Source organism: Nocardia sp. NBC_01499 (assembly GCF_045040275.1).
GTDB lineage: Bacteria > Actinomycetota > Actinomycetes > Mycobacteriales > Mycobacteriaceae > Nocardia.
Genome location: NZ_CP109426.1, coordinates 7,878,066 through 7,891,072 on the forward strand (window position 1 = coordinate 7,878,066; position 13,007 = coordinate 7,891,072).

Annotated in this window: 9 protein-coding genes; 6 read left to right on the forward strand and 3 right to left on the reverse strand. The window is 66.6% G+C overall.

Annotated elements, in window-relative coordinates; genetic code table 11:
* Positions 1-24: 24 nt before the first annotated feature.
* From OG203_RS36070 to OG203_RS36080, 3 genes are read right to left on the reverse strand one after another with little or no spacing between them, the layout of a single operon-like run.
* On the reverse strand, positions 25-2,619 hold the full coding sequence (locus tag OG203_RS36070) for a polynucleotide kinase-phosphatase (protein WP_405161675.1): 2,595 nt from the start codon (positions 2,617-2,619) through the stop codon (positions 25-27).
* Positions 2,619-4,211: a 3' terminal RNA ribose 2'-O-methyltransferase Hen1 gene (locus tag OG203_RS36075; RefSeq protein WP_405161676.1), complete on the reverse strand. Its 1,593-nt coding sequence runs from the start codon at positions 4,209-4,211 to the stop codon at positions 2,619-2,621. Before OG203_RS36075 ends, OG203_RS36070 begins: the two co-directional genes overlap by 1 nt.
* Before the next feature lie 56 nt (positions 4,212-4,267).
* Positions 4,268-6,733 carry a phosphoketolase gene (locus tag OG203_RS36080; RefSeq protein WP_405161677.1) on the reverse strand — a complete coding sequence of 822 codons (2,466 nt, stop codon included), beginning with the start codon at positions 6,731-6,733 and terminating at the stop codon, positions 4,268-4,270.
* Positions 6,734-6,844: 111 nt separating this feature from the next.
* On the opposite strand from OG203_RS36080, the gene OG203_RS36085 reads away from it, so the two are divergent.
* The 6 genes from OG203_RS36085 (at position 6,845) to OG203_RS36110 (ending at position 12,993) form a co-directional block, all read left to right on the forward strand.
* Positions 6,845-7,429, forward strand: a complete 585-nt coding sequence (locus OG203_RS36085; RefSeq protein WP_405161678.1) for an FKBP-type peptidyl-prolyl cis-trans isomerase — start codon at positions 6,845-6,847, stop codon at positions 7,427-7,429.
* A gap of 169 nt (positions 7,430-7,598) precedes the next feature.
* Complete coding sequence (tig, locus tag OG203_RS36090; protein WP_405161679.1) at positions 7,599-9,011, forward strand: trigger factor; 1,413 nt, start codon at positions 7,599-7,601, stop codon at positions 9,009-9,011.
* Between the two features lie 273 nt (positions 9,012-9,284).
* Complete coding sequence (locus OG203_RS36095) at positions 9,285-9,875, forward strand: ATP-dependent Clp protease proteolytic subunit (RefSeq protein ID WP_405161680.1); 591 nt, start codon at positions 9,285-9,287, stop codon at positions 9,873-9,875.
* Positions 9,876-9,942: 67 nt separating this feature from the next.
* The gene (locus OG203_RS36100; RefSeq protein WP_364727875.1) at positions 9,943-10,614 is read left to right on the forward strand and encodes an ATP-dependent Clp protease proteolytic subunit; all 672 of its coding nucleotides are present in this window, start codon (positions 9,943-9,945) and stop codon (positions 10,612-10,614) included.
* Positions 10,615-11,063: 449 nt separating this feature from the next.
* Positions 11,064-12,344: an ATP-dependent Clp protease ATP-binding subunit ClpX gene (gene clpX / locus OG203_RS36105; protein ID WP_150403131.1), complete on the forward strand. Its 1,281-nt coding sequence runs from the start codon at positions 11,064-11,066 to the stop codon at positions 12,342-12,344.
* 265 nt (positions 12,345-12,609) lie between these two features.
* Positions 12,610-12,993, forward strand: a complete 384-nt coding sequence (locus OG203_RS36110; RefSeq protein ID WP_405161681.1) for an STAS domain-containing protein — start codon at positions 12,610-12,612, stop codon at positions 12,991-12,993.
* Positions 12,994-13,007: the final 14 nt, after the last annotated feature.

Consider the following 13,007-nt stretch of genomic DNA (forward strand, 5'->3'; position numbering starts at 1 on the left):
CGGTTGCCGTGCGACGGGGTGCTCTCATAGTCGCGGATCGACCGGTTCCGACTCCAGCGCGAGCACCGCGAAGACCGCCTCGTGCACCCGCCACAGCGGTTCACCGGCGGCGAGCCGGTCCAGCGCCTCGAGACCGAGGGCGTACTCGCGCAACGCCATCGAGCGCTTGCGCCCGAGACCGCGCGAGCGCAGCCGATCCAGGTTCGCCTCGCGCAGGTAGTCCGGCCCGTAGATGATCCGGAGGTACTCGGGCCCACGGCATTTCACGCCGGGTTGCACCAGACGCCCATCGCCCGTCGCACCCTCGGACTTCTTCGGCCCGCGAACCAGCGCCTGCCGAGGCTTGACCACCATGCCCTCGCCGCCCGCCGCGGTGAGTTCGGTCCACCAGTTGGTGGCGGCCGCCGCGCTGTCCTGGTCGGTCAGGTCGACGAACATCCGTCCGGTCGGCGCGAACAGCTCGGCATCGGCCGCGACCAGTCGATCGATCAGCGCGAGGTGCCAATCATGTTCGCGCACCGCATAATTCGCCCCTTCACCGGCGAGGATCTGGAACGGTGCGAGCCGGAGACCGGCCATGCCGTCGACCGGCCAGCAATAGCGGCCGTAGGCGTCGGTGAACGCCGCGGCGTCGTCCTTGCGCGCACCGGTGCGGCCCGCGAGGTCGGCGACATCCAGTCCACGTTCGGCCACCGCCGCCAGTACCTCGCTTGCGGCACCCAACGCCGCCCGCGCCGCCGCGCCGACGGCCGCGTACTGGTTGCGCAGCAAGCCGATCGCCTTCGCCGACCACGGCATCAACTCGGTGTCGAGCAGCAGCCACTCGCTGCGCAGCTCATCGAACAGTCCCGCGGACTCGGCGGCCGCGCGCACCCTGGCGAGCAGCGTCTCGGTGTGCACCGGATCGTCGAAGAACGGACGACCGGTGCGCGTGTAGATCACACCGGTAGCCCCGTCGTCGACGCCGAATCGGTCCCGCGCGGCCTGCGCCGACCGGGCAACCAGGACTACCGCGCGCGACCCCATGTGCTTCTCCTCGCACACCACCTGGTCGACGCCCTCGGCGCGGTAGTAGGCGAACGCCTCCGCCGGGTGTTCCAGATGACCGGCCAGCGACGAGGTCGCAACCGGTGCCATCGTCGGCGGCAGGTACACCAGCCAGCGCGGGTCGATCGCGAAGCGGCTCATCACTTCCAGTGCGGCGCAGGCATTTTCCTCCTGCACGCCGACCCGCCCGTGATACCGAGTTTCGACCACCCGGCGGCCGATCACGTCATCGAGATCGAGCACGCCGGGATCTCGGTGCACCACACCTTCGGCTGTGCTGATCGTCGTAGCCTCCAGCGGGCGCACCGGCTCGTACCAAACCGACTCCGCCGCAACCGAAACCGGCTCACGTTCTGGATAGCGCAACGCCGAGAGCCTGCCGCCGAACACCACGCCGGTGTCAAGGCACAGCGTGTTGTTCACCCACTGCAGATCGAGCACCGGCGTGTGCCCATACAGCACGGTGGCGCGGCCGCGATAGTCATTGGCCCACGGGTAACGCACCGGCAAGCCGTATTCGTCTGTCTCCCCGGTGGTTTCGCCGTACATGGCGAAGGAGCGCACCCGGCCCGACGCACGCCCGTGGAACTCCTCCTTCAGCCCCGCGTGCGCGATGACGAGCTTGCCGCCGTCGAGCACGTAGTGGCTGACCAGCGCGCGGCAGAAGTCGCGCACCTCCTTGCGGAAGACCTCGTCCTCGGCTTCGAGCTGTGCCAGCGACTCGGCGAGGCCGTGCGCGACCCGCACCTGCTTGCCGTCGAGGGCGCGCACGAGCTTGTTCTCGTGATTTCCGGTGACGCACAGCGCGGTTCCCGCCGCGACCATGCCCATCACCAGCCGCAGCACGCCGGGGGTGTCCGGCCCGCGATCGACCAGGTCGCCGACGAACACCGCGGTACGCCCGTCCGGGTGTCGCGCGCCGATCGCCCGGCCCCCCGCATCGCGATCGATGACATAGCCGAGTTCGCCGAGCAGCGTTTCCAATTCGGCACGGCAGCCGTGCACATCGCCGATCACGTCGAACGGCCCGGTGAGCTCCCGCTTGTCGTTCCACGCCTTCTCGTCGACGATGGTCGCCGCCGCGATCTCGGCCACCCCGCGCAACACGTACACCTTGCGGAAGCCCTCGCGCTCCAGCCCACGCAGGCTGCGCCGCAGCTCGCGCTGCTGCCGGACGACCACGTGCGCGCCGAGCGCGGCCCGGTCCGCGCGTGTCGAATTACGTTCCAGGCACACCGAATCCGGCACATCCAGCACGATCGCCACCGGCAGCACGTCGTGCGCACGCGCCACCGCGATCAGTTCCTGGCGTGACTTGGCCTGCACATTGGTCGCGTCGACGACCGTGCGCAGCCCGCGCCGCAGCCGAACGCCCGCGATGTGGTGCAGCAGGGCGAACGCCTCGGTGGTGGCCGACTGGTCGTTCTCGTCGTCGCTGACGATGCCGCGGCAGGCATCGGAGGACACCACGGCGGTCGGCCGAAAGTGCTTGCGCGCGAACGTCGACTTGCCCGATCCGGTGCTGCCGATCAACACCACGAGGGCAAGCTCGGGCACCGAAAGTTCCGTCATCACGCTGCCCCTTCCCGCTCGATGGTGGTGAACTCGGTCTTCGTGAATACCGCCATTTGCGTCGGCGCCCCGACCTCTGTGTCGGACGCGCCGATCGGCACGAACCGCACGGTATACCCGTGCCGCGCCGCCACTGCGTCGGCCCATGCCGCGAATTCGGCTCGGGTCCACTCGAATCGGTGATCGTCATGCCGAAACGTACCGGCCGCCAACGTCTCGAAGCGCACGTTGAACTCCGCGTTGGGCGTGGTGACGAGCACCGCCCCCGGCGCCGCCGCCGCGAACACCGCGTGCTCGAGCGCACCGAGACGCGGCGGATCCACGTGCTCGATGACCTCCATCAGCACCGCGGCGTCATAGCCGCGCAACCGGGCGTCGGTGTAGGTGAGCGCGCCCTGCCGCAGGGTCAGCCGCTGCGCCACGCGTTCGGGCATGCGGTCGAGCCGCAGCTTGCGTTCGGCGATATGCAATGCCCGCATCGAGACGTCGACACCGACGATCTCGGTGAATATCTTGTCCGACAACAACTCCCGCAGCAGCGTGCCCTCGCCGCAGCCGAGATCGAGCACCCGCCGTGCCCCGACCTCGTGTAGTGCGGCGCGCACCTCGGCACGCCGGGTCACCGCCAATGACGGTGTACTCGACGATGTTTCGACTTCGCGGTGTCCATCGGTCACCGTATCGATGCCAGCCACCGGCGCGTCCACGGAAGCCCCCTCCGAATCGCTCGCGGTGGACGCCACTTCAATTGTCGCGCAACCTGTTTCGGACGAACCGGCACCACTCGAGTCGCCCTCGTCGTCCGCCTCTTCCACCGCGTCCAACGCCTCCGGCTCCACCTCGTCGACCTCGGCCAACCGAGCCAACGCGGTCCGCACCAGCGACTGCCGCCGCGCCAGATACCGCCGCGTGATCCACTCGCGCTCCGGATGTTCGGCCAACCACCCGCCACCTGCGCGGATCAGCTTGTCCACCTCATCGGCAGCCAACCAGTAGTGCTTGGCCCCGTCCAGCACCGGTAGCAACACATACAGGTGTGAGAGCGCATCGGCCAACCGCACCGTCCCGGACAACTCGACCCGCAGGTAGTGCGAATCACCCCACTCCGGGAACGCCGGATCCAACGGCAGGGCAGTGGCGGTCACCGTCCATCCGAGCGGCGCGAACATCCGCTGCGCCACCTCCGCCCCGCCTCGACACGGCACCGCGGGCAGCTGGATACGCAACGGCAGCGTGGTCTCGACCAACTCCGGTCGCAGCGTGCAACGCCCGTGCAGCGCGGTGCGGAATACCGCGCCGATCGCGACCGACAGCAGCGACGACGCCGCGTACGGCCGATCGTTGACGTACTGACCGAGGCTGAAATCCGTTGTCCCACGCGAACGTCCGCGCACCAGCCGGATCGGATCGATCTCCAGCACCAGCGCTGCGGTGCACCGTGCGGCCGTCGCCTCGGGATACACCACGTGCGCCGTGCCGTAGGACTGCTCGAACGCCTGCACCCGGTCGGGGTTCTTGTGCAGCAAGAACCCCAGATCGGTCGCTGGCCAGGCAGCGCCCTCCGGTGGTGTGCAGGTGATCGTCAGTAGCATTCAGCGATCGTCGCGCAACCGCGGGAACCCGCGCAAGGAAGTTTCATCCAAGTACGTCAAGCGGTCGGATACGGCCAACTCCAGTCGGCGACCCCGGGGATGTCCTCGCCGTGCTCCCGAGTCCACGCCCGCGCCTCCCACCGCGCGTCCACCATTTCCTGACGCAGTCCAGCGGCCCGCTCGCCCAGGCTCGGCACCCGATCGATGACGTCCATCACCAGGTGGAACCGATCCAGATCATTGAGCATCACCATGTCGAACGGCGTCGTGGTGGTGCCGCGCTCCTGGTAGCCACGCACGTGCAGCCCGTCATGGTTGGCCCGCCGATAGGTGAGTCGATGCACCAGCCACGGATAGCCGTGGAACGCGAAGATCACCGGCCGGTCGTGGGTGAACAGTGTGTCGAACTCGCTGTCCGGCAAGCCATGTGGATGATCGTCCTGCGGCTGCAGACGCGTGAGATCGACCACATTGACCACCCGAACCCGCAACCCCGGCAGCCGATCACGCAGAATCGCCGCCGCCGCAAGGGTTTCCAGTGTCGGCACGTCACCGGCGCAGGCAAGCACGACGTCCGGGATGGTGCCGAGGTCGTCGTTGTTGCCTGCCCAGTCCCAGATGCCGATGCCGCGGGCACAGTGCTCGGCCGCGTCGTTCACCGAAAGCCAGTCCGCCTGCGGCTGTTTGCCCGCCACCACCACGTTGACGTAGTGCCGTGAACGCAGGCAATGGTCATAGGTGGACAACAGGGTGTTGGCGTCCGGCGGCAGATAGACCCGCACGATCGACGCCTTCTTGTTGAGCACCACATCAAGGAAGCCGGGATCCTGATGGGTGAACCCGTTGTGGTCCTGCCGCCAAACATGCGAGGAGAGCAGGTAATTGAGGCTGGCGATGGGCCGCCGCCACGGCACCGCCGCACTGGCGTCGAGCCACTTGGCATGCTGGTTGAACATCGCGTCGACGATGTGGATGAACGCCTCGTAGCAGGTGAACACCCCGTGCCTGCCGGTGAGCAGATAGCCCTCCAGCAACCCTTGGCACATGTGCTCGGACAGCACCTCGATCACCCGTCCGGTGCGGTCGAGTTTCTCGTCGTACTCACCGATTTCGGCCTGCCAGTTACGCCCGGTCACCTCGAGGATGTCCTGCAGCCGGTTGCTGGCCAGCTCGTCGGGGGCGAAGGTGATGAAGTTGTCCGGGTTGTTCCGGGTGACCTCGCGCAACCAACCGCCGAGCACCCTGGTCGCCTCGTGCTGTGACCCGCCCGGCGTAGCGACCGCCACCCCGAAATCGCGCCAGTCAGGCAGGTTCAGATCGCGAACGAGACTGCCGCCGTTGGCAACTGGATTGGCACTCAGCCGCTGATCGCCGTCGGGCACCTGGTCGAGCAGCTCCGACACCGGCCTGCCCTGCTCGTCGAACAACTCCTCCGGACGATAGGACCGCAGCCACTGTTCCAGTACCGCACGGTGATTCGCGTCGGTGCGCGCGGCGGGCAGCGGCACCTGATGCGCGCGGAACGTGCCCTCGACCTGCTCGCCGTCCACCACCGGCGGACACGTCCAGCCCTTCGGCGTACGCAACACGATCATCGGCCAGATCGGGCGCACACTGTCGGTGCCACCGCGCGCGGCCCGCTGGATCTGCGCGATGCGTTCCATGCAGGTATCCACCGCGATCGCCATCGCCTGGTGCACCGCCGTCGGATCGCTGCCCGACACGATGATCGGCTCATAGCCGTAGCCGCGCAGCAGCGAAACCAGCTCCTGCTCCGGAATGCGCGCGAGGATGGTCGGATTGGCGATCTTGTACTGGTTCAGCGCGAGGATCGGCAGCACCGCGCCGTCGCGCGCCGGATTCAGGAACTTGTTGGCGTGCCAGCTGGTCGCGAGCGGGCCGGTCTCCGCCTCGCCGTCGCCGATCACGCAGAACACCGTCAGATCCGGGTGGTCCAGCGCCGCGCCGAAGGCATGCATGAGGGAGTAGCCGAGTTCGCCGCCCTCGTGGAACGAGCCGGGCGTCTCCGGTGCGCAGTGACTCGGCACCCCGCCGGGAAAGCTGAACTGCGCGAAGAACGTGCCCATCCCCGCGGCGTCCTGCGGAATATGGCTGTACAGCTCGGAGTAGGTGCCCTCCAGCCAGCCGCACGCGTTCGGCCCTGGCCCGCCGTGCCCAGGACCAGCCACGAAAACCGCGCTCAGTCCGCGCTGGCGGATCGCCCGATTGGCGTGCACCCACACCAGATTCAAGCCTGGCACGGTCCCGAAATGGCCGAGCAGCCTCGGCTTGATGTGTTCGGCCAGCAAAGGTTCGCGTAGCAGCGGATTCGTCATCAGATAGATCTGCCCGACGGCGAGGTAGTTCGCGGCCCGCCAGAAGGCGTCGATCGAGGTCAGTTCGTCGCGGTCGAGCGGTCCCGCGATATCCGTCAGCCGGTAGGGCTGCGGTGCGACGGTCTCGCCGCCCGCGCCGCCGACATTGTCGGCCGAGGTATCGCTACCCGCACTCGTGTGGGTCATGCGCCGACTCTCCTCGTCATGGGGGGAGAATTCCAGTGTCAGCGTAACGGCAGTTCGACGCGCGAAGGGCGACTCGGACATTCACCGCCACGATGGTCTAGGGTCCGCCGCATGCACACACTCGGCAGGATCATCGGGATCGGCACCATGGCCGCGGCAGCGTTCACTCTGGTCGCCTGTGGCTCGGACGACAAGGCGTCGTCCTCTCCTTCCTCTTCCTCCGCACCTTCGGTCACGAAGGTCACCACACCGGCGCAGGGCGGCCCCAGCGTGAGCAAGGGCCGGGAATGCACCGCGGAGGACATCGGCGTGAGCGGCGACTTCGGCACCGCGCCGAAGATCACCCTCCCCGACAACTGCGACCCGCCCAAGAAGCTCATCACCAAGGACCTCATCCAGGGCACTGGACCCGGCGCGGCGTCGGGTCAGCAGCTCACCATGAACTACGCGTTGGTCACCTGGTCCAACGGACAGAAGAAGGACAGCTCCTTCGATCGCGGCACCCCGTTCCAGCTCACCCTCGGTGGCGGACAGGTCATTCCGGGCTGGGACCAGGGACTTATCGGCGTGCAGCAGGGCTCGCGCCGACTGCTGATCGTGCCGCCGGACCTCGGCTACGGCGCCAGCGGCCGCAGCGGCATCGCGCCGAACGAGACGCTGGTCTTCGTCACCGACGCGGTGTCGGTCGGCAAGTAGGGCCCGAAAAGCGGCCGAGTGCAGCCCGCCCCGGCCGGTCAACTAACCTGGTCGGGATGCGTACGCCGCGTCCCTCGCCAGCCCGGCGGGTGCCGGGGTCCCGGTGGAAGTCCGGGACGACGGGGGATCGCGTCTCAACCAGAACAGACGACGAACAAGGAGCATGTCCGTGAAGAGCACCGTCGAGCAGCTGAGCCCGACCCGGGTCCGGATCAATGTCGAGGTGCCCTTCGAGGAACTGAAGCCTGACTTCGATCGCGCGTACAAGGCACTCGCCAAGCAGGTCAAGATCCCCGGCTTCCGTCCTGGCAAGGCGCCGGCCAAGCTGCTCGAGGCCCGTCTCGGCCGCGGCGCGGTGCTGGAGCAGGTCGTCAACGACGTGCTGCCCGGCCGCTACAGCGAGGCCGTCACCGCCGCCGACGTGAAGGTCATCGGCCAGCCCGAGATCGAGATCACCAAGATCGAAGACGGCGAAGAGCTCGCGTTCACCGCCGAGGTCGACGTGCGCCCGGAACTCACGCTGCCGGACTACGAGACCCTCGCGGTCACCGTCGACGCCTTCACCATCGGCGACGAGGACATCGACGAGCAGCTGCAGTCGCTGCGCCAGCGCTTCGGCACCCTCACCGGTGTCGAGCGCGCGGTCCAGGACGGCGACTTCGTCTCGATCGATCTGTCGGCGACCGTCGACGGTGAGGACGTCCCCGAGGCGGCCACCACCGGCCTGTCCCACGAGGTCGGCTCCGGCCAGCTCATCGAGGGCCTGGACGAGGCGCTGATCGGCCTGTCGGCCAACGAGTCCAAGGACTTCACCTCGACCCTGGTCGCCGGTGAGCACGCGGGCAAGGAAGCCGTCATCAAGGTCACCGTGCAGTCCGTCAAGGAGCGCGAGCTGCCCGAGGCCGACGACGACTTCGCCCAGCTGGCAAGCGAATTCGACACCCTCGAAGAGCTGAAGGCCGATCTGAGCAGCCGGGTCGAGCGCAGCAAGAAGGTCGAGCAGGCTGGCCAGATCCGCGACAAGGTGCTGGAGACCCTGCTCGAGCAGGTCGAGGTGCCGCTGCCCGAGGCGGTCGTGCAGGCCGAGATCGACGCCGTCACCCACGACGCGGTGCACGGTTTCGACCACGACGAGGCCAAGCTCGCCGAGGCGCTGGAGGCCCAGGGCTCCAGCCGCGAAGAGTTCGACAAGGACGCCAAGGAGTCCGCCGAGAAGTCGGTGCGCACCCAGCTGCTGCTCGACGCCATCGCCGAGGCGGAGAACACCCAGGTCGGCCAGGAAGAGCTCACCGAGCGGATCCTGTTCCAGTCGCAGCGCTACGGCCTGGCGCCGGAGCAGTTCATCCAGCAGGTGCAGCAGGCGGGCCAGCTCGGCGCGATCTTCGCCGACGTCCGGCGCGGCAAGGCCCTTGCGGGCGTTGTCGGCAAGGTGAAGGTGACAGACTCCGAGGGCAACGTGGTGGACACCGCCGAAATGTTCGGTGCCCCCGAAGATTCCGACGCTGTCGTCGATGCCGACGTGACCACTGAGGCCGACGCGGCCGACGAGTCGACCGAGACCGCGACGGCGAAGGCCGAATAAATTCCATGGAATGCACGCGTGACATGCGGCGGCAAGCTGCGTTGATTGCGCTGTGAGCGAGCGAAGCGAGTGAACCAAAGACACAGCGCGCCCTCGCGAACAGCGCAGCTGAGCGCCAGCGAAGTTGCGCTGTGAGCGAAGAAGGGCGGTACCGGGAGTTCGGTGCCGCCCTGCTTCGTTAATGTTTGTGACAACGAACCAGAGATGGCCGACGGCCAACGAGCCGGTAAGAAAAGGCAGGTATCCGTGACAGTCAATCAGGCAGGGGTCGTCATGACGTCCGCGACTGCTGGTCTCAACCTCAGCGATTCGGTGTACGAGCGACTGCTTCGTGAGCGCATCATCTTCCTCGGCACCCAGGTCGACGACGACATCGCGAACAGGATCTGCGCGCAGATCCTGCTGCTCACGGCGGAGGATCCGACCAAGGACATCGCGCTCTACATCAACTCGCCCGGCGGTTCGGTAACCGCGGGTATGGCCATCTACGACACCATGCAGTTCGCCGAGTGCGACATCGCCACCTACGGCATGGGCTTGGCCGCGTCGATGGGTCAGTTCCTGCTCACCGCTGGCACCAAGGGCAAGCGCTTCGCCCTGCCGCACGCGCGGATCATGATGCATCAGCCATCGGCGGGCATCGGTGGTTCCGCCGCCGATATCGCGATCATGGCCGAGCAGTTCGCGCACACCAAGCGTGAGCTCAACGAGCTGCAGGCGCTGCACACCGGCAAGTCCGTGGAGCAGGTTGCCGCTGATGCCGACCGCGACCGCTGGTTCACCGCCAAGGACGCGCTGGAGTACGGCTTCATCGACAAGGTGATCAGCCACGCGAACCAGGCCAACGGCGTAGGCAAAAACTAGGCGCCATCCGGACTCTCTGTCCGTTCAGCGCATCAGCGGCTTACACACACAGACTTTGGAGACGAAGATGGCCAACCAGTTTGACCCACGCGCAGCGCTCGGCGGTATGGCACCGCAGGGCGCCGAGTCGCGCTACATCCTGCCGTCGTTCATCGAGCACTCGAGTTTCGGCGTCAAGGAGTCCAACCCGTACAACAAGCTGTTCGAGGAGCGCATCATCTTCCTCGGCGTGCAGGTGGACGACGCCTCGGCGAACGATGTCATGGCACAGCTGCTCGTGCTCGAGTCGCTCGATCCCGACCGCGACATCACCATGTACATCAACTCGCCAGGTGGCTCGTTTACGTCACTGATGGCCATCTACGACACCATGCAGTACGTGCGTGCCGATGTCGCGACCGTCTGCCTCGGCCAGGCCGCCTCGGCCGCCGCCGTGTTGCTCGCTGCCGGCACCCCCGGCAAGCGCGCCTGCCTGCCCAACGCCCGCGTGCTGATCCACCAGCCGTCGCTGGAAGGTGGCATCCAGGGTCAGGTGTCGGACCTGGAGATCCAGGCCGCCGAGATCGAGCGCATGCGTCGCCTGATGGAGACCACGCTGGCCTACCACACCGGCAAGGACGCGGATCAGATCCGCAAGGACACCGACCGCGACAAGATCCTGACCGCCGCGGAGGCCAAGGAATACGGGATCATCGACCAGGTGTTCGACTACCGCAAGCTCAGTGCTCAGAAGAAGTGATGTGAACAGGGTGGATCGCCGATCCCGGCGGCGATTCGCTTGTAAGTTGCTGTAACCCAGGGAATTCCGGCCGGGAAGTGCGCCTTGTGGTGTGCTGCCCGGCCGGACTGCTTCAGTGTCACGGCTGGCCCGGAAACGCTTCGGTATTCAGCCACGATGAAACAAGCGGCCGGAGCACGAAAAGGCTGCTGAACGGACACAACGCGCTCCGGTGCCGTGAGAACTCGCACAACCCGGCGGAGAAACATGCTCGAGTTGTCGACCTCCATCGCACACACCAGGTACGGTCAACCTAGGGACCTTTGCTCCTGGTTGACAGCACTGCCTCACCCACCGGAACCGGTCGACGCGTTTGCGACCACGGCCGGTGGCGCGGACCAGCAAGACGGCAGATAGCTGGCAACCTGGACGGACGGTTGCACGCGGACAAGGAAGTAGGGACCCACGAGATGGCGCGCATCGGAGATGGCGGCGATCTGCTCAAGTGCTCGTTCTGCGGAAAGAGCCAGAAGCAGGTCAAGAAGCTCATTGCGGGACCAGGGGTGTACATCTGCGACGAGTGCATCGATCTATGCAACGAGATCATCGAGGAAGAGCTCGCCGAGTCCAGCGAGGTCAAGCTCGATGAGCTGCCCAAGCCCGCGGAGATCCGGGACTTCCTGGAGAACTACGTGATCGGGCAGGACACCGCCAAGCGCACCCTCGCGGTGGCCGTCTACAACCATTACAAGCGCATCCAGGCCGGTGACAAGGGCCGCGACAGCCGCGGCGAGGTCGTCGAGCTCACCAAGTCGAACATCCTCATGCTCGGCCCGACCGGCTGCGGCAAGACCTACCTCGCGCAGACGCTGGCCAAGATGCTCAACGTCCCGTTCGCCATCGCCGACGCGACAGCGCTGACCGAGGCCGGGTACGTCGGTGAGGATGTCGAGAACATCCTGCTGAAGCTGATCCAGGCCGCGGATTACGACGTCAAGCGCGCCGAGACCGGCATCATCTACATCGACGAGGTCGACAAGATCGCCCGCAAGAGCGAGAACCCGTCGATCACCCGCGACGTCTCCGGTGAGGGCGTGCAGCAGGCGCTGCTGAAGATCCTGGAGGGCACCCAGGCGAGTGTGCCACCGCAGGGCGGGCGCAAGCACCCGCACCAGGAGTTCATCCAGATCGACACCACCAACGTGCTGTTCATCGTCGCTGGCGCGTTCGCGGGTCTGGAACGGATCGTCTCCGAGCGCACCGGCCACCGCGGCATCGGCTTCGGCTCGGAGGTCAGATCCAAGTCCGAGATCGACACCGCCGATCACTTCGCCGAGGTGATGCCGGAGGATCTGATCAAGTTCGGTCTGATCCCCGAGTTCATCGGCCGCCTCCCTGTCGTCGCGTCGGTGACCAACCTGGACAAGGAATCGCTGGTCAAGATCCTGTCCGAGCCGAAGAACGCGCTGGTCAAGCAGTACGTCCGGCTGTTCGAGATGGACGGGGTCGACCTCGAGTTCACCACCGACGCGCTCGAAGCGATCGCCGATCAGGCGATCCTGCGCGGCACCGGCGCTCGTGGCCTGCGCGCCATCATGGAGGAAGTCCTGCTGCCGGTGATGTACGACATCCCCAGCCGCGACGACGTCGCCAAGGTGGTTGTCGACTCCGACACCGTCACCGAGAACGTGCTGCCGACCATCGTGCCCCGCAAGGCGCAGCGGACCGAACGCCGGGAGAAGTCGGCGTAACCCCACACCACAGACAGCAGAGAAGCCATCGCGTAGCGCGCGGTGGCTTCTCTTTTTGTGTAAAGCACCGTCAGATGGGTACTCCGTCTTCAGGGTTGAGCAGACAGCCTAGTTTTGGCGCTCATCGGCGCCCAGAGCGCAACGCATTGCCTGGCAATGGACGTTAATTGCCGTGCGCGACAGGACTGAGATCCTCATGTCGACAACTCTTGCTACTCCTGCAGTTTCGGCGAGCACTACGCAAAGACCGAGCCCGAGTCGGGGTGTGGCACCAAGTCGAGCGACGTTGCCGAGTGTGCCCGAGGCCCGATTGAGCGTTTCCGTCACCGCCCCGAGCGAAACCGTCACCCTGTGTGCCCTCGCGGGCGAGGTGGACTTCTATACCGCTGACCAGTTCCGGTCCCAGCTGATCGGTTCATTGAGTACCGCCGCATCGTTGGTGGTCGTTGACCTGTCCCAGGTGACGTTCTTCGGCGTCGCCGGTCTGCACGTGCTGGTCGAGGCGCGCGCCTGGGCTGGGCACACCGACCGCCGGATCCGCCTGGTCACCGGCCCCCGCTGTGTCGACCGGTTGTTGGAGGTCGCCGGTGACACCGCCAGCTTCGACACCGCCGCCAACCTCGCCGATGCGGTGCTCGGCGCCGCCTAGCTTTCGAGGCGCTG

What these genes read in the sequence shown, in the direction of transcription:
- clpX (WP_150403131.1), top strand. Translation starts at nt 11,064, where the DNA reads ATGGCGCGCATCGGAGATGGCGGCGATCTGCTCAAGTGCTCGTTCTGC.
- OG203_RS36070 (WP_405161675.1), bottom strand. Translation starts at nt 2,619, where the DNA reads ATGACGGAACTTTCGGTGCCCGAGCTTGCCCTCGTGGTGTTGATCGGC.
- OG203_RS36080 (WP_405161677.1), bottom strand. Translation starts at nt 6,733, where the DNA reads ATGACCCACACGAGTGCGGGTAGCGATACCTCGGCCGACAATGTCGGC.
- OG203_RS36085 (WP_405161678.1), top strand. Translation starts at nt 6,845, where the DNA reads ATGCACACACTCGGCAGGATCATCGGGATCGGCACCATGGCCGCGGCA.
- OG203_RS36100 (WP_364727875.1), top strand. Translation starts at nt 9,943, where the DNA reads ATGGCCAACCAGTTTGACCCACGCGCAGCGCTCGGCGGTATGGCACCG.
- OG203_RS36075 (WP_405161676.1), bottom strand. Translation starts at nt 4,211, where the DNA reads ATGCTACTGACGATCACCTGCACACCACCGGAGGGCGCTGCCTGGCCA.
- OG203_RS36095 (WP_405161680.1), top strand. Translation starts at nt 9,285, where the DNA reads ATGACGTCCGCGACTGCTGGTCTCAACCTCAGCGATTCGGTGTACGAG.